Annotated in this window: 18 protein-coding genes; 7 read left to right on the forward strand and 11 right to left on the reverse strand. The window is 66.3% G+C overall.

Annotated features, from left to right (window positions below):
* Genes G6N27_RS05370 through pncA form a run of 8 tightly spaced genes read right to left on the reverse strand, consistent with a single transcriptional unit; the run spans nt 1 to nt 7,148 of the window.
* Entirely contained in the window at nt 1–1,200 is a 1,200-nt protein-coding gene (locus G6N27_RS05370; RefSeq protein ID WP_232064871.1) for a hypothetical protein, read from the reverse strand.
* Complete coding sequence (locus G6N27_RS05375) at nt 1,164–1,622, reverse strand: VOC family protein (protein WP_163775413.1); 459 nt, start codon at nt 1,620–1,622, stop codon at nt 1,164–1,166. Before G6N27_RS05375 ends, G6N27_RS05370 begins: the two co-directional genes overlap by 37 nt.
* Nucleotides 1,623–1,629: 7 nt before the next feature.
* Nucleotides 1,630–2,697: an ABC transporter ATP-binding protein gene (locus G6N27_RS05380; RefSeq protein WP_163775414.1), complete on the reverse strand. Its 1,068-nt coding sequence runs from the start codon at nt 2,695–2,697 to the stop codon at nt 1,630–1,632.
* Nucleotides 2,698–2,700: 3 nt separating this feature from the next.
* Entirely contained in the window at nt 2,701–3,495 is a 795-nt protein-coding gene (locus G6N27_RS05385; RefSeq protein WP_276044766.1) for a carbohydrate ABC transporter permease, read from the reverse strand.
* Between the two features lie 38 nt (nt 3,496–3,533).
* Nucleotides 3,534–4,478, reverse strand: coding sequence for a carbohydrate ABC transporter permease (locus tag G6N27_RS05390; protein WP_163775416.1), 945 nt, complete (start codon nt 4,476–4,478; stop codon nt 3,534–3,536).
* Nucleotides 4,475–5,797, reverse strand: coding sequence for an ABC transporter substrate-binding protein (locus G6N27_RS05395; protein ID WP_163775417.1), 1,323 nt, complete (start codon nt 5,795–5,797; stop codon nt 4,475–4,477). The genes G6N27_RS05390 and G6N27_RS05395 overlap by 4 nt, the downstream gene beginning before the upstream one ends.
* On the reverse strand, nt 5,794–6,591 hold the full coding sequence (locus G6N27_RS05400) for a ketosteroid isomerase family protein (RefSeq protein WP_372512993.1): 798 nt from the start codon (nt 6,589–6,591) through the stop codon (nt 5,794–5,796). Before G6N27_RS05400 ends, G6N27_RS05395 begins: the two co-directional genes overlap by 4 nt.
* Complete coding sequence (gene pncA / locus G6N27_RS05405) at nt 6,588–7,148, reverse strand: pyrazinamidase PncA (protein WP_163775418.1); 561 nt, start codon at nt 7,146–7,148, stop codon at nt 6,588–6,590. Before pncA ends, G6N27_RS05400 begins: the two co-directional genes overlap by 4 nt.
* A 213-nt stretch (nt 7,149–7,361) precedes the next feature.
* Here pncA and G6N27_RS05410 point away from each other — a divergent pair, with 213 nt between their 5' ends.
* From G6N27_RS05410 to G6N27_RS05420, 3 genes are read left to right on the forward strand one after another with little or no spacing between them, the layout of a single operon-like run.
* Complete coding sequence (locus G6N27_RS05410; RefSeq protein ID WP_163781379.1) at nt 7,362–8,633, forward strand: glycosyltransferase family 4 protein; 1,272 nt, start codon at nt 7,362–7,364, stop codon at nt 8,631–8,633.
* Nucleotides 8,627–9,358: a class I SAM-dependent methyltransferase gene (locus G6N27_RS05415; RefSeq protein WP_163775419.1), complete on the forward strand. Its 732-nt coding sequence runs from the start codon at nt 8,627–8,629 to the stop codon at nt 9,356–9,358. The genes G6N27_RS05410 and G6N27_RS05415 overlap by 7 nt, the downstream gene beginning before the upstream one ends.
* Nucleotides 9,345–10,412, forward strand: a complete 1,068-nt coding sequence (locus G6N27_RS05420) for a prenyltransferase (protein WP_163775420.1) — start codon at nt 9,345–9,347, stop codon at nt 10,410–10,412. Before G6N27_RS05415 ends, G6N27_RS05420 begins: the two co-directional genes overlap by 14 nt.
* Here G6N27_RS05420 and G6N27_RS05425 read toward each other — a convergent pair.
* A complete protein-coding gene (locus G6N27_RS05425; RefSeq protein WP_163775421.1) occupies nt 10,409–11,077 on the reverse strand; it encodes a class I SAM-dependent methyltransferase in 669 nt (222 codons plus the stop codon). The genes G6N27_RS05420 and G6N27_RS05425 overlap by 4 nt on opposite strands.
* Before the next feature lie 72 nt (nt 11,078–11,149).
* On the opposite strand from G6N27_RS05425, the gene G6N27_RS05430 reads away from it, so the two are divergent.
* From G6N27_RS05430 to G6N27_RS05445, 4 genes are all read left to right on the forward strand, one after another.
* Nucleotides 11,150–11,740, forward strand: coding sequence for a TetR/AcrR family transcriptional regulator (locus G6N27_RS05430; protein ID WP_163775422.1), 591 nt, complete (start codon nt 11,150–11,152; stop codon nt 11,738–11,740).
* Nucleotides 11,741–11,772: 32 nt separating this feature from the next.
* Nucleotides 11,773–12,288: a DUF6328 family protein gene (locus G6N27_RS05435; RefSeq protein WP_163775423.1), complete on the forward strand. Its 516-nt coding sequence runs from the start codon at nt 11,773–11,775 to the stop codon at nt 12,286–12,288.
* Between the two features lie 52 nt (nt 12,289–12,340).
* The gene (locus G6N27_RS05440; RefSeq protein ID WP_163775424.1) at nt 12,341–13,327 is read left to right on the forward strand and encodes a DoxX family membrane protein; all 987 of its coding nucleotides are present in this window, start codon (nt 12,341–12,343) and stop codon (nt 13,325–13,327) included.
* Between the two features lie 65 nt (nt 13,328–13,392).
* Nucleotides 13,393–13,887, forward strand: coding sequence for an RDD family protein (locus tag G6N27_RS05445; RefSeq protein ID WP_163775425.1), 495 nt, complete (start codon nt 13,393–13,395; stop codon nt 13,885–13,887).
* Here the strand turns inward: G6N27_RS05445 and G6N27_RS05450 are convergent.
* Together G6N27_RS05450 and G6N27_RS05455 are read right to left on the reverse strand one after the other, a co-directional pair.
* A complete protein-coding gene (locus G6N27_RS05450) occupies nt 13,877–14,371 on the reverse strand; it encodes a gluconokinase (RefSeq protein ID WP_163775426.1) in 495 nt (164 codons plus the stop codon). The genes G6N27_RS05445 and G6N27_RS05450 overlap by 11 nt on opposite strands.
* A complete protein-coding gene (locus G6N27_RS05455) occupies nt 14,371–16,380 on the reverse strand; it encodes a DUF7064 domain-containing protein (protein WP_163775427.1) in 2,010 nt (669 codons plus the stop codon). The genes G6N27_RS05450 and G6N27_RS05455 overlap by 1 nt, the downstream gene beginning before the upstream one ends.
* Nucleotides 16,381–16,392: the final 12 nt, after the last annotated feature.

The raw sequence follows: 16,392 nt of genomic DNA on the forward strand, positions 1-16,392 counted from the left end.
TCAGCTTGCTTCGCTGAGTTCGTCCTCGCCGTCGGGGTGCTGAACGTAAGCAGCCGCACGCACCGCCTCGTCGGGTTCCAGTGCCGCGCCCAACGCGCCCCCGATCATCGCCAACGAGCAAGTGAGCCATGCTAATTCGAAGTAGTCGCGGACCGATGCCGGGTGGCCGACCTGGTCCTTCCAGACTTGGGGAACCACGAACCAGTACGCGGCTATCAGCGCCAACACATAGAGCGCAACGTACAGCACGGTGACGCCGATCATCACAGTCACCACCGTCGCGATATTGAACAGTACGACTTGCTTGCGCACGGCACGGCTGACGATCGGCTCCCAGAGTTCACCTCCGATGACAAGCGTCGCGGCGGTCGCGCCGATGGACACCAGCGACGTGCCAGCGAGCCGGTCCCACCCGTAGGCGTCGGAGAGCCGCCAAATGTCGGCGGTCACCAACCCGATCACCCCGGCGGCGACCGCACCGGTCAGCGCACGCGACAATCGCAACGACAACCGCCACGGTTGATTGGCCGCGACCATGCCGAAGATCAAGGTCAAGTTGCCGGTTAGCACTCGAGCGGTGTAGAAGAACGCTTCATCGGCCGGGTCGCTGCCAAGCTCGCGCACCCGCTGCACGGTCACCCGGCGTGACGGCCGGCCGGTGCGCTGAGCATCGGCGCCGCGTTCCTCTGGCGATCCGATGAGCCGCACCAGCAGACGTCCGATCACTTCTTTGATCCGGTTACGCGCGCCCACCGCACCCAACGCAGGCACCGACACGATCGCCACGTTGCGCACCGGATTCGCATGGGCCACAACGGGACGTTGGTCGACATGCAGCGGAAGGTCGGTCAGGCAGACCACGACATCCCATTCCTTCTTCAGCAGCAGCTGCCGCGCCGCGTTCACGATCTCATCGTCGGTGCTCGGCGGTTGCACCAGGCGGCCCTCGACGACCTCGATACACCACCGGGCTCCGGGCAACCGTTGATTGAGTTCGGCTTCGAGCCCGTTCTCCGCCAGCTCGCGAGCAAGCGAAACAGCCGCACCCGGATCCCCGACCAAGCCCAGGACGATATGCGGTTCGGGATCGCGGTCGACTGCATCGGTGCCGGGCACCGCGTAATTCTCCGGACCTTTGGTGAACCGTTGTCGAACGGCACGTTTCAGCTGGGTGGTCGCGGCGGCACGACCTGAAGCCAAGAATCCGAAAGCAATTCGATCAGTTGCCCGTCCGGGTCGCGGATCATGGCCGATTGCTCGGAGACAGAGCTCTCGACGACCGATCCCCCGAACGCCTCCACCGCGGCCAGCACCTCGCCGAGATCGGACACCGACAGCGACAGGTGAGTGAGCCCAACCTGATCCATCACTCGATCCGACCCGGCCCGCAGCATGCGATGCGAATACGCCAGCAGCTCGAGCACGAGCCCGTCGCGGATCAGATATGTCGCGTGCAATCCGATCGGGCGGTCCAGCCCGAGCAATTGACCGGTCGCTTCGTCGGGCGGTTCGAGCTCCCACCAGAAAGTGAAACCGAGCAGGCCCTCGTAGAATCGCCGAGACCGCGCCGTCTCCGAAACGCACAGCCCGACGTGGTTGAACGTGATTTTCTGTCGTGTCATTGCCGTGCTACCTCCGAGCCCCATCGGTACCAAAGAAATGCAGGTGTTCCGGCTGAGGCCGCAGCCGCACCCGGCTACCCCGCGCTGGCGGGTCCTGCCCGCCAACGCGTGCCACGATGGGCTGGCTGAATGCGTTGTCGGCCAGGACTATTCGCCCGTACAGGTAAGCGTCCGCGCCGAGCTCCTCGACGACGTCGATCTGTATCTCGACACCGTCGGCACCGATCTCGAGATGCTCCGGCCGGATACCGACCACGAGTTCGCCTGCACAGTGCGCGATTTCGCGGGGCACTGGGATCGGCCAATCGCCCATCCGGACGGTGTTGTCGACGACGGGCAGCGTGAAGAGGTTCATCGCCGGTGAACCGATGAACTCCGCGACGAACGCGTTGGCGGGATATCGGTACAACTCTCGAGGCGGCGCGCACTGCTGCAGGACGCCGTCGCGCAGGACCGCGACGCGATCGCCCATGGTCATCGCCTCGACTTGATCGTGGGTGACATACACGGTGGTGGTGCCCAACCGCCGCTGCAATCCGGCGATCTGGTTGCGGGTCTGCACCCGCAGCTTGGCGTCCAGGTTCGACAGCGGCTCGTCCATCAAGAACACCTGCGGCCGCCGAACGATCGCCCGACCCATGGCCACCCGTTGGCGTTGCCCTCCGGACAGGTCCTTCGGTTTGCGATCGAGGTAGGGCTCCAGATCCAGCAACCGTGCCGCGTCCAATATTCGTTCTCGGATATCGGCTTTCGACATTTTGGCGATCTTCAAGGAGAAGCCCAAGTTCTGCGCGACCGACATGTGTGGGTACAGCGCATAGTTCTGGAAGACCATCGCGACGTCACGATCTTTGGGATCGTCGTCGGTGACGTCGCGAGCGCCGATCCGGATGCTTCCAGAGTCGACCGTTTCCAGCCCGGCGATCATCCGCAGCGATGTCGTCTTCCCGCATCCCGACGGCCCGACCAGCACGACGAATTCGCCATCGGCGATGTCGAGGTCGAGGTGGTCGACCGCGGGCCGATCGGCACCCGGATAGCACCGTGTCGCCTGCTCGAAAGTCACCGATGCCATGCGTTATCCGCCCAGTCCGGTGACGGCGATGCCGCGGATGAACGCGCGTTGGGCAACGGTGTAGATAACAAGCAGTGGCAGCAGGATGAGGATGGAGGCGGCCATCAGGATCGGCCAGCGGGCAACGTATTCGCCCTGCATCCGGACCAACCCGAGCGTCAGGGTGGCGATGCTGTTGCGCTGAATCATCAACAGCGGCCATAAAAAGTCGTTCCACACATTCACCCAGGTCAGCACCGCCAGCACCATGACCGCCGGCTTGGCATGCGGAAGCAGTACCCGCCAATAGATCTGCCACGGCGAGCAGCCGTCGAGAATCGCTGCCTCTTCGAGCTCGACCGGCATCGTGCGGAAGAACTGGCGCATGAGATAGGTGCCGAACGCGCTGCCGAACAACCCGGGCACGATCATCGCCCACGGCGTATCGGTCAGCCCCGCGACCCGCATGATGATGAACTGCGGAATCACCGTCACCGTCAGCGGCACCATCAACGTGCCGAGATACAGCACGAACAACGTGTCGCGGCCACGAAACCGCAGTCGGGCGAACGCATACCCGGCCAGCGAGCAGAAGAACACCTGGCCGACACAGACGCATCCCGCGTACAGCACTGAGTTGAAGAACATCCGCCAAAAAGGCATCAGCGCAAACACTTCGCGGTAATTGGACCACTGTGGATGGGCCGGAAAGAGTATCGGCAGCGTCACCTCGCCTTCGCTCTTCAGCGAACCCGAGACCGCCCACAGGATCGGGAACAGCGCGCACCAGGCGATTGCGGTCAGCGCCGCATACCACATCGCGCCGCGAAGGATGCCGGGCTTGATCGCCCGTTCGGCTAAGCCCACGATCGTTCCTCCTGAGCAGCCCGCCTGCGCCCGAGCTGCAACTGGATCACGGTCAACACCAACAGGATCGCGAACATCACCCAGGCCAACGCCGAAGCGTAACCGAACTCCAGGAAGGCGAACGCGTGTTGGAAGAGCATGATGCCCAGGACATACGTCGATGTCTCGGGGCCGCCATTGCGTCCGGTGAGGACGTAGACGAGATCGAACGCCTGGAAGGCGTGGATGATGGAGATGACGACGACGAAAGACACCGCGCTGCGGATCAACGGCACCGTGATCGATACGAACTGGCGCAACTCCCCTGCCCCGTCGAGTCGTGCCGCCTCGTAAAGAGTGTCGGGCACACCCTGCATGGCGGCCAGCAGGATCACCGTCGCGAACGGCACGCTGCGCCAGATACTGGCAATGCACAGTGACGTCATGGCCCACTTCGGGTCGACCAGCCACGGGATGGGACCGATACCGACCCAGCCGAGCATGATGTTGAGCAGACCGTTCTGAGTGTTGAAGACGAACTGCCACACGACGGCCATCACCGCCGACGACACCGCCAGCGGAAGAAAGATGATGGTCCGAAAGATGGCGATGCCCTTGAGTTTCCGATTCAGCACTCCTGCGACGGCAAGGCTGATCAGGACGGTCGGAACCACGGTCCCAACGGTGTACACGACGGTGTTGCGCAACGCGATGCTGAACAGCGGATCGCCGGTGAACAGGCTGCCGTAGTTCGACAAGCCGACGAATTTGGCCGGTCTGAAGACGTCCCAGTTGTGAAAGCTCATGTACAGCGAGAACGCGAGCGGGAACAGCATGAAAACCGCGACCGCGATCAGGTTCGGGGCAACGAACAGCCGGCCGGCTCGGGAGCGTCGTTTCGACGACCGGTGCCGCCGGGTCGAGGGCGTGGCGAGGGTGGTGTCGATCGCGGTCATGCGGCCCGAAGCACCTGTTCGATCGCCTGTGACAGCCCGTCCGACAACGAGGTGGCCGGGCGTGCGCCGCGCAGAACCGGGCCGAGGTTACGGTCCAGCAGCGCAGCGATCTTCGGCCACTCCGGCGTGATCGGTAAGCCCTCGGCATGAGCGGGACCGCCGGTCAGGACGGCGAGATTGCTGATCCTGTCATGGGCCTTGGCGAAGCCGGCCGACTCGATCGCCGATCGCAGGACAGGCACGAACAGTCCGGAGTCGCCGATCACGGTCTGGCCGATCGGGCCGGCGGCGAATTTCACGAACTGCCAGGCCTGTTCCTTGTGGCGGCTACTCGCCGCGATGGCCAAGCCGGTGGTACCGATGTTGGACTGCGCGACATGCCCTTTCGGGCCGGTCGGCAGCACCGCGACGTCGAAATCCAAGCCTTTCGCCCGAACGACGGTCTGGTATCGCCAATGTCCACCGAGCACCATGGCCGCTCGGCCCGACGTGAACAGACCCATGGTGGACATCGACTGCGACTCTGAGGCGTTGGGCGCCACTGAGTGCTTGCCGGCCAGATCAGCGTAGAACTGGATGCCCTCGATGAACGCCTCGTTGTCGAAGTTCAGGTGTGTCGGGTTCATCCGCGGATTCGACCACGGCACACCGTTGTTCATGCCGAACAACATCGACGAGTAGTACGGTGCCCAGCTGTCGACGAAGCCCCACTGGCTGACACGCCCGGAACTGTCGCGTCGGGTGAGAGCTTTCGCTGCGTCGAGGAATTCGCCGAAACTCCACGGTTCATCCCAGCGTCCGGGCGGCGGTCGCACACCGGCCTCGGCGAACAGCTTCTTGTTGTAGAACATGAACACCCCGGACCACTGCTCGGGAAAGGCATACTGGCCCCCGTCGAACGAGAACGTCTCGTAGAGTGATGAGATGCTGTCCGGCGCAAGCTTCCCGGCGAACGATGGGTCGCGGGCCAGCATGGTGTTGAGATCCAACAGGACCCCACGCTCGGCGAGTCCCGAATAGGTGAAGTCCCACGCCATCATCACGTCCGGGCATTTCCCGCCGGCGCAGTAGATCGACACGTGCTGTAACGCATCCCCGCCCGACAGCACCGTCCGAACCTTGATGTCGGGGTGCCTGCGCTGGAATGCGTCGACGACCCGCAATCGAGCATCCGCCTCGTCGGGGTTGGCCGCGAAGAAGAACGTCAGCGCGTCGTCGTCATGAGAGCTGCACCCGGTGGGCGTCAGCGCCAATGAGGCAGCGCCGAGCGCGCCTGCGCCGCGCAGCAGCGTCCGCCGGTCGAAATGGGTGGTCGTCACTGCGGGAAGTACCGGATCCGCTGGATTCCGGTGCCACGCCGGGTGATATCCGCGAACAGGACACCACGCCGCGGACCCGCGCTGACCGAAGCCACGACGGTCTGGCCGGCAGCGATCACCTTCGTCGTGACCGCGCCGGCGCACCGCTCTGCGAGCTCGACGATCTCCGCGGTGTCGCCGTCACCGAGAGTGATTGCCGCACCGGATGACAACGTCTGCAGCGCGGCGAACCGATCACCTCTCCCGACTGCATTGACGAATGTCTCAACCAGTGTCTTGTGGCGGGAGCCCACCCGGCGGAATCCGGCGGCGAATCCGACGGCGCCGCGCAGCCGCTGGTTGCGGAGCAGCCCTCGCGACAGCTGGACGGTCGCCGGCACCGCGGCTGCGCCGTTGCGCAGGAACTCCCACAGCATCGCGGGCAACTCCCAATAAGCTTGCAGCAGTGCGATTCTCCATTCACCGTCGACCTCCCGCAGGTCGTAACGCAGGATTGCCGGAATGGTCATGGTGACCGCGGAACCCATCACCACCTCGAGGTCGAGGTCGCGGATCACCGACGAGCCGCGGACGATATCGAGATCGCGGTGGAACGAGATCTCGCGCGGGCCGATGAACGTGTCGTAGAAGCGGCCGATCTCCGCCGCGCCGGTGTGGGGTCGCGAGCCCACCGGATCCTCGACCCGCCCGTCCGCGGTGAACAGGCCCACCCAACCCGCCCGGTCGTGGGCCGCGGCAGCCTGCGGCGACCGCTCCACCACCGCCAGCAATGCCTGGTCCATGGGGCCCGTCACGCGCTGGCCGCGATCGTGACGCCCACCGCGCGCAAGGCTTCGAGCGCCGCGGCCGTGGACTGCTCCCCCACGCCTGCCGTCAGATCCAGCAGCACCCGCGTGGCCAGACCCTCCTTCGCCGCGTCTTCGGCGGTCCGGCGTACGCAGTGGTCGGTGGCGATGCCCACGACGTCGACCTCGTTCACCTCGCGGTCTCGCAGCCAGTCGGCCAGCGGGGTCCCGGCGTCGTCGACGCCGCTGAATCCGCTGTAACCGGCGTCGTAAGCACCCTTGCGGAACACCGCCTCGAGTCGCCCGACATCGAGGTCGGGATGAAACTCCGCGCCGGCACTGCCCGCGCGGCAGTGCGGCGGCCACGACGAGACGTAATCCGGGTGGTCGGAGAAATGGTCACCCGGATCGACGTGGAAATCCTGGGTCGCCACCACATGGCGATAGTCCGCGCCGGCGGCCAGATAGTCGCTGATGGCACCCGCCAAGTGCGCTCCGCCGGCCACGGCCAGCGAGCCGCCCTCGCAGAAGTCCTTCTGAACGTCGACGACGATCAGCGCGCGCATGACACCACGGTATCGCCGCCCGGCCCGGAGTCGGGAGTCAGCGCGCTCGTTAGCGGTGGGTAGGATCGGCCAAGTAGCGCCGCTACCTGTGCGTTGCATCAGGTAGCTAGTCAAACTATAGTCCAGACACGTGTCCAGAAAGTCCGCTGACGCCCCGCCAGAACCTTTCGCCGTGATGTCTGACTTCACCTCTGCACCGGATCGGGCGTGAGTATGCGGATTGCGTTGCTGTCGTATCGCAGCAAGACGCACTGCGGCGGCCAGGGCGTTTACGTCCGCCACCTGAGCCGCGGACTGATCGAACTGGGACACCAGGTCGAGGTCTTCTCCGGTCAGCCCTACCCCGACGAACTCGACCCGCGGGTAGTGCTGACCGAGGTGCCCAGCCTCGACATGTATCGCGAACCCGACCCCTTCCGCATCCCGCATCCCCGCGAGATTCGGGACCGCATCGACCTGCTGGAACTGGCCGCGGTGTGGACCGCGGGCTTCCCCGAGCCGCGGACCTTCAGCCTGCGTGCTGCGCGCCTGCTGGCCGACCGGCTCGGGGACTTCGACATCGTGCACGACAACCAGAGTCTGGGCGTCGGCCTGCTGACGATCGCGCAGACCGGCATGCCGGTGGTGGCGACCGTGCACCACCCGATCACCCGCGACCGCATCGTGGACCTCGCCGCCGCGAAATGGTGGCGCAAACCGTCGGTGCGCCGCTGGTACGGCTTCCTGAAGATGCAGGAGCGGGTGGCCCGCAGCATTCCGGAGTTGCTGACGGTCTCCTCGTCGTCGGCCGCCGACGTCACCACCGACTTCGGAGTGGACCCGGACCAACTGCACGTCGTACCGCTGGGTGTCGACACCGCGTTGTTCAAGCCGTCGGCGCAGCCCCGCGTTCCCGGTCGCATCATCGCGATCGCGAGCGCCGACCGGCCACTCAAAGGCGTCGGGCACCTGCTGCATGCGGTGGCCAAGCTGCGGACCGAACACGACCTGGAGCTGCAGCTGGTCGCCAAGCTGGAACCCAACGGCCCGACCGAAAAGCTGATCGCCGAGCTCGGCATCTCCGACATCGTCCACACCTCCAGCGGACTCGCCGACGCCGAGCTGGCACGCCTGTTCGCATCCGCGGAAATCGCTTGCATCCCTTCGTTGTACGAAGGATTCTCGCTTCCGGCGGTCGAAGCGATGGCCAGCGGTACGCCGATCGTGGCCAGCCGGGCCGGCGCGCTGCCCGAGGTGCTGGGTCCCGACGGCGAATGCGCCAGATTGGTGCGCCCCGGGGACGCGGGCGAGTTGATCCGGGTCGTCGGCGAGCTGCTGGCCTCCCCCGACCAGCTGCACCGACTCGGCGCGGCCGGTCGCCGTCGCGCCGTCGAGGTGTTCAGCTGGGAATCGGTGGCCGCGCAGACCGTGCGCGTCTACGAGCGCGCCATCGCGCGCAGCACCCCGGTCCACGATGCGAGTCAGGTTGTGGGCGATCCGTGCTGACGGTGGATTTCGACCGCCTCGGAATCGGTGACGGCGCCAAGGTCATCGACGTCGGGTGCGGTGCGGGGCGGCATAGCTTCGAGGCCTACCGCCGCGGTGCCGACGTCGTGGCATTCGACCAGAACGCCGCCGAGCTCGACGACGTGGCCACGCTGTTGCGCGCCATGGCCGATGCCGGCGAAGCACCGGCCTCGGCGCGCGCCGAATCCGTCGTCGGGGACGCACGCGCGTTGCCCTACCCCGACCAGACGTTCGACTGCGTCATAGCATCCGAGATCCTCGAACACGTCCCGGCCGACGACGAGGTGATCGCCGAGCTGATTCGCGTGCTCAAGGTCGGCGGCACGCTGGCCGTCACGGTGCCCCGCTGGTTACCTGAACAGTTGTGCTGGTTGCTGTCCGACGACTACCACAGCAACGAGGGCGGTCACATCCGCATCTACCGGGCGGACCGGCTGCGCGGCAAGATCACCGGCCGCGGTATGACCTTCACCCACACGCATCACTCGCACGCACTGCACGCCCCGTTCTGGTGGCTGAAATGCCTTGTCGGCGTGGAGAAGTCCGACCACCCCGCCGTTGTCGCGTACCACAAGATGCTGGTGTGGGACATGATGCGGCGACCGTTGCTGACCCGAGTCGCAGAATCGACGCTGAATCCGTTGATCGGCAAGAGCGTCGCGCTGTATTTCGAGAAACCGGTGTCCGCCGTTGAACTGGTCTGAACCACCGGGCGTGCCGGGCGTCCTCTCCCCCGAACAGTGCCGCCGCACGGCGGAATCGATTGCCGCGCTGCAAGAGCGCTCGGGTGAGGTCCCGTGGTCGCAAGGTGGGCACACCGATCCGTGGGATCACGTGGAATGCGCGATGGCGCTGACCGCGGCGGGCCTGGTGGAGCCGGCGCGACGCGCCTTCGACTGGTGTCGCCATCAACAGCGTGCTGACGGCTCCTGGCCGATCCAGTTGCGGGCCGGCGTCGTCGAAGACGCCAACAGCGACAGCAACTTCTGCGCCTATGTGGCGGTCGGAGTCTGGCACCACGTGCTGGTCACCGGCGATCGCGGCTTCGGCACAGCGATGTGGCCGACGGTACGCGCCGCCATCGACTTCGTCGTGGACCTACAGCTCGAAGGCGGTGAAATCTGCTGGGCGCGTAGCTCTTCCGGGCCTCTGGAGGAGGCGCTGCTGACCGGTTGCGCGAGCATCTTCCACAGCATCCGCTGTGCACTGGCGCTGGCGAACATGGTCGACGAGCCGCAGCCGGAGTGGGAAATGGCCGTCGGCCGGCTGGGCCATGCGATCACCGCGCATCCATCGGCGTTCACCGAGAAGCCACGTCACTCGATGGACTGGTACTACCCGATCCTGGGTGGCGCGCTTCGCGGCCACGCGGCGGCGGCCCGAATCGCGGACCGGTGGGGCGATTTCGTGGTCGACGGCCTCGGCATCAGGTGTGTCGACGACCGGCCGTGGGTGACCGGCGCCGAGACCTGCGAGCTGGTGCTCGCCCTCGATGCGATGGGCAACCGGAAGGCGGCTCTGCAGCAGTTCGCGGCCATGCAGCATCTGCGCGAAAAGGACGGCTCCTACTGGACCGGTCTGGTGTTCAGCGACGGAAAGCGTTGGCCCGTCGAGCGAACCACCTGGACCGGCGCGGCGGTGATCCTGGCCGCCGACGCGCTGTCGCGCACCACTGCGGGCAGCGGCATCTTCCGCGGCACCGACCTGCCGGTCGGACTACAAGGCGACTACGACTGCGAGTGCGTGGTCGATCGCTAGACCGCGACACCGGCGTCGCCGGCGACCCGCTCCAGCACCCGCATCGAACCGAGCACGGACCTCTCCACGAACGCGCCGCTTTCCACTGCGCGACAATAGATTTGATAGGGCGCCTGTCCGCCGTCGCGCGGATCGGGGAAGACGTCGTGAATGATCAGCGCTCCCCCGGCGCTCACCCATTTCGCCCAGCCGTCGAAGTCACGGTGGGCGGCCTCTTCGCTGTGGCCGCCGTCGATGAACAACAACTGCAGCGGCGCACGCCACCCGCGGGCCACCACCGTCGACTTGCCCACCACCGCGACGACGTTGTCATCCAGACCGGCCTCGTCGAGAGTGTGCCGCAGCGTCGGCAAGGTGTCGAAGAGTCCGGAGACGTCGTCGACCATTGACGTGTCGTGATACTCCCACCCGGGTTGATGTTCTTCGGAGCCGTGGTGGTGGTCGACGGTATAGAGGACACTGTCGCGGGTGTGCGCCGCCGCACCCAGCAACACCGTGGACTTGCCGCAGTATGTACCGATCTCGACGGCGACGCCGTGGTCGAGGTAGTGCAGCGCCGCGTCGTGCAGCGCGCGGCCTTCGTCGGCGGGCATGAACCCGGTGACCCGGTCAGCCAATGCGAACAGCCGGCCGGTGAGGTCCGCGCGATCGGTAGAGAACGTCATCACCGAGACGGTAACGCACCCGAGTCCGCGATCTGTTGCCGCACCTGCAGTGGTGTAGTAGTGTCCGGACACGTGTCCAACCCGGTTGCTCGGGAATCGACCAGACGACGACTCACCGCCAAGCAGGCCGATACCGTTGACCGGCTGGGCCAGGCGGCGATCGGCGTACTCGGCCGAGAAGGTTTCTCCGGGTTGACGATTCGTATGGTCGCAGCCGAAGCGGGGGTCGGCGCTGCGACGGCCTACACCTACTTCTCGTCCAAGGAACACCTTGTCGCAGAAGTCTTCTGGCGACGGCTGGCATCCAGCCCGGTGCCGCCGACCGATTCGCCGGATTCGACCGTTCGGGTGATCGCGGTGCTGCGTCAGATCGCCCTGCTGGTTGCCGACGAGCCCGAGCTGGCCGGCGCGGTGACCAACGCGTTGCTGGGCAAAGACCCTGAGGTCGAGCATCTGCGGGTGCGTATCGGCCGCGAAATCCACCAGCGGCTTGTCACCGCGGTGGGCTCCGATCACAGTCCGGACGTGGTGGAGTCGCTCGAGCTGCTCTACGCCGGAGCCCTGGTGCGCGCCGGCATGGGTTATGCCTCCTACGTCCAGATCGCCGACCGGCTGGAGACGTCGGCGCGGCTGCTGTTGGCCGGCCGCTCGAACTCGCCCTGACGGCGCCGACCGGGCTGGCATGATCAACGGCCATGGACGCGGTCAACCATCCCGAGCGGGACCAGGCCTGGGACACCGCACAGCGAGGTGAGACGCCGACCCAGCGGCTGGACCGCAACTGGCTCAGCTTGCTGCAGGAGTTGCGGGTCGTTCAAACCGGCGTCCAACTGCTCACCGGGTTCCTGCTGACGCTGCCTTTCCAGCCGCGCTTCGACAATTTGAGCACCAGGATGCAGATCGTCTACCTGGCAACGGTCGGATGCTCGGTCGCCGCCACCGTGCTGCTGGAAGCGCCGGTCGCGATGCATCGCCTGTTGTTTCGCCGCCACCGAACGGTGTACATGGTGTCCGCGGCGCACCGCTTCGCGTACTGCGGTCTGCTGCTGATGGGGTTGTCGCTCACCGGGGTGACGGTCATCATCTTCGGCGCGGTGGCCGGCCCGTCGGCAGGTGTGATTGCCGGGTCGTGCGCCGTCGTTGGCCAGCTGGCCCTCTGGGTGCTGTTTCCGCTCTTGGTACGCCGCGAACCCGTTCCAACGGACTCTTAACCCGCGTCGCGGGGGCGGTTTGCGCCGGGGTGAACATGGGAACATACCTGCCATGTTGATTCGCAGAGTCGCGCGTCCCTTGCTGTCCGCAGTCTTCATCGGCCAAGGTATCGAGACACTTCGCAACCCGTCGGTGACCCTCGAAGCGACGGAGCCGACGGTCGCAGCGCTGCGCAACAACCTGCCGGACGCTTACGGGGACAAGATTCCGTCGAATCCCGAAACGGCCGCGCGGATCAACGCGGCCGTCCAGGTCGGCGGCGGTGTGTTGCTCGCGACCGGGAAGCTGCCGCGGATCGCCTCGGCCGCACTCGCGTTCACGGTGATACCGGGCAGCCTTGGCGGACATCTGTTTTGGACCGAGAGCGACCCGGAGCGCAAAAAGCAGAAGCGACGCGATCTGCTGACCGACCTGAGCCTGCTGGGTGGGCTGCTCATCGCCGCGGCCGACACCGCGGGCAAGCCGTCACTGGGATGGCGTGGCAGGCAGGCGGCCGGCCGGCTCTCGGAGGCGGTGACCTCGGCGCTACCGCTGGCCGGGTCCGACGACTCGGTGTTCGACTCGGAGTTGGCCGAGCGAATCGCCCACGGCCTGCACGCCGGAGCCGAGCGCAGTCGCGAGCTTGCCAGCGCGGCCGCCGAGCGGAGCGCACCCGTGGTCGAGGCGGCCCGCAAACGCGGCGAGGATCTGGCCGAAACTGCGGTCAAGCGAAGCAAACCCGTCGTCAAGAAAGCGCGCAAGCGCGCCCGCAAGCGTGGCGCCGAACTGGCCGACACGGTGCGCGAACGCGGAGCCGAATTCGCCGAGATCGCGCGTGAGCGCGGCAGCGAGATCGGCGAGAAAGCCCTGGAACGTGGCAGCGAATGGGCGGATATCGCTCGCGAGCGCGGCAGCGAATGGGCCGACATCGCCCGAGAGCGGGGCGCTGAACTGGGTGAACGGGCCTATGAACGCGGCAGCGAACTCGCCGACACCGCTCGTGAACACGGCGGCGAACTGGCTCACCGCGGACAAGTCAAAGCCCGCCGCTGGCACTGAGCAAGACCACGACACTGGGCATCCGGCGCGGTAGATTGACATCCACCGCCGCGAGGAGCCACGTCATGACATCCGCTGACTTCGACCCCAACACGCCTCGGTACAGCCCTCCACCGGCCGGCTCACCGCAGCGACCGTATGTCCACCCCGGCAGTCTGTCGACGCGGTTCTTCGCCCGGCTCATCGACGGCATCCTGGTGAACATCGTGGTGTTCGTGCTGACGCTGTTCTTCTTTCCCGACTACTGGGGGTTGGTCACCGGCCTGTTCTCCGGTGTCCTGATGTTCGGCTATTTCGTGCTCTTCGAGGTGACCCAGGGTGCGAGTCTGGGTAAGCGACTGCTCGGCTTGAGCGTTCTGGGCCCAGGCGGACTGCCGCGGCCCACCGCGTCGCAATCGGCCATCCGTAATTCGTTCACGTTGCTCGCGGTGGTGCCCTACGTCGGTCCCCTGCTGGCGTTCATCGCCTACGTCGTCATCGCCGTCACGATCAACGCCAGCCCGTGCAAGCAGGGCAAGCATGACGAGTTGGCCGGCGGCACCCAGGTGATCAAGCGTTGAGCGATCGGGCGAACGTCCCCACGATGGTCGCTACGCTCTGCCCGACATCCATTGCCATTCCGCGCTCGTCGGCGCCCAGCGGTTCCAGCGCGTCGAACTGAGATCGGACCAGCGACGACGGCATGAAATGCCCCGGCCTGCCGGCCTGCCTGCGTGCGATCAACTCCGGCGATCCGGTCAGATGCAGGAATTCGATTGTCGGACAATGTGATCGCAGCTGGTCACGATATCGACGGGCCAGCGCCGAGCAGCTCATCACACCGCCGTGATCGTGGCGCGCCAGCCACTGCCCCACCGCGTCCAGCCACGGTGAGCGATCGGCGTCGGTGAGCGGAGTGCCCGCCGCCATCTTCTCGATGCTGGTGTGCGGGTGAAACGTGTCGGCGTCGGCGAACGGCACCCCCAGGCGATCTGCCAGCGCCGCGCCTACCGTCGACTTACCCGACCCGGAGACACCCATCACGACGACCGGTGTGCTCGGCATTACCGGCCCGGTTGGTTGCGGTTCCACTCCAGCCAGCCGACACCGGTTCGTCCATCCGCGGTGCTGACGACGGCCCACACCCGTGGGAACTCGCTGATCCGTCCGTCCGGGGCCACCAGCCGCAGCGGCGCTTGCCCGCGCACGTCGACGGTCGCGGTGATACCGCCGGGATCGACCACGAGCTTGGCGTTTCGCGGCAACCCGTCATCGTCGAAAGTCTGCTCGCGACTGATGGTTTGCACCTCGGTGACCGTTCCGGCGTCATCCTGGACGTAGCCGACAGCTACCGGCGGGACGCCCGGTATCCGGATGTCGACGGCGTGCACGTGGCTGCCGTCGTCGAGGTGCAGCACGCTCCACATCCAGTCCATGCTCCACCAATCGCGGACTCCCCACGAGTGATCTCGTTGGCCGGGCACCGAGTCGACGGTGTAGCGCCGACCGTCGATCGTCACGGAACCCGATACGGTGCACGGTATTTCGTAGCGGGTCGCGATGCGGTACTGGTAGGGCGTGCCGTCGGTAGTCCATACCAGGTCCAGCGTCACCTCGGCCGGGGTGCCGTGTTCCGCTCGCAGCAACGCGGCCGGGTCGGCGTACGACTGACCGGTGCCGCGCAAGGTGATCCGGTAGCTGCGCAGCGGGTCGGCGGCGTTGTGCGCGAAATCGGTTGTCGCCGTGTGCACGACCCACGGATCAGCGGGCAACGGAACCTCGAAGTCGACAACTGCGACCGTGGGGAGGTTCGGCCCGCACAGCAGCGCGTGCAACCAGGCGGTCTGCTGGTTGGGGATCAGGCCGAGTCGCACCCAGCCACCGAATCCCTGTGCGGCATCGGCGAAGTCGGCATACCAGCTTTCATTCCAGAGCGGCTCGTCGGTGGCGGTGTGAGCCGCCTCGTCGTCAGGCGACGGGCACAGCGGCGCGACGGCGATCGGCGCGGGCAGGATCGCCAGCGCGTCGGTGTCAAGCACGTGCTCGCAGTGCCGCTGCAGCATCGTCATGAACATGTCGTCGCCACGGTCGGTGCGTTCCACCAGCATCGACGACACGATGGCCATCATCACGCCGAAGAAGCTCTGTCGGCGCACGCCCTCGCGGACCTCGGCGAGGCTGACCGGTGCGCTGGGCCCCAGAGCGCGGTGGTAGTCACCGAGCAGCGCGTCATAGTGTTCGCGGCGGTCCGCGACCGGCAACGCGCAGCCGACGAAGTAGGCCAGATCGGTCATCGCCGGGCCCCAGGTGACCGTCTGCCAATCGACCACCGTCAGCGGGCGGTCGGCCCCGTCGGCGCCGAACAGCATGTTGTCCAACCGGTAGTCGCCGTGCACGAGTCCATGGATCCGGCCGCCGGTCGCCTCATCGGCGAGGTATCCATCGAACGCGCCGACCAGTTGTTCGCACACCATGCGGTACTGCGGGGCGATCCGGTCGCCGTAGCGGTCGACGAAGCCGGCGTAGAGCGCGGCGATCAGCGCCTGATTGACCGGAGTGTCACGGTTCAGCCACGGCGCCTCGGCCAGCGTGCTGTCACCGAGCAGCGGGCCCTGCAGACGGGCCAGCTCGGTGACGGCCAGTTGAGCCTGTTCCGTTGTCGCGCCGCGTATTTCGTCGCCGACGACGGCTGGGTTGGCGTCACCGAGCAACACATCGAAGATTCCGGATGACGCGTCGAACGCGGCGTGGTAGCACGGCGCGACCGGTCCGTGCAGCCTCGGCGCGATATCGCGGTAGAAGCACACCTCGCGCTCGTAGAGACCCAGCGTCATACCGGTCTGGCGGCTCATCGGATCGGTGGCCGCGACCTTGAGCACCACCGAGTCCGGTCGGCCGTCGCCAGGCTCCCCGTCGGCGTAGGTCAGCGCAATGCGGTAGCACTCGCTCATCTGACCCGTGCCGATGCGCTCGACGGAGAATGCGGAGATGGTTCCCGCGCCGACGGCTGCCGTCAGCCACTGGGCGGTGAGGTCGGCCGGCCGTTCGACGACGTTGTCGAGGTGCGATGTCATGGCTGCTCACGA

The organism is Mycobacterium cookii, from assembly GCF_010727945.1.
In the GTDB taxonomy this organism is placed as follows: domain Bacteria; phylum Actinomycetota; class Actinomycetes; order Mycobacteriales; family Mycobacteriaceae; genus Mycobacterium; species Mycobacterium cookii.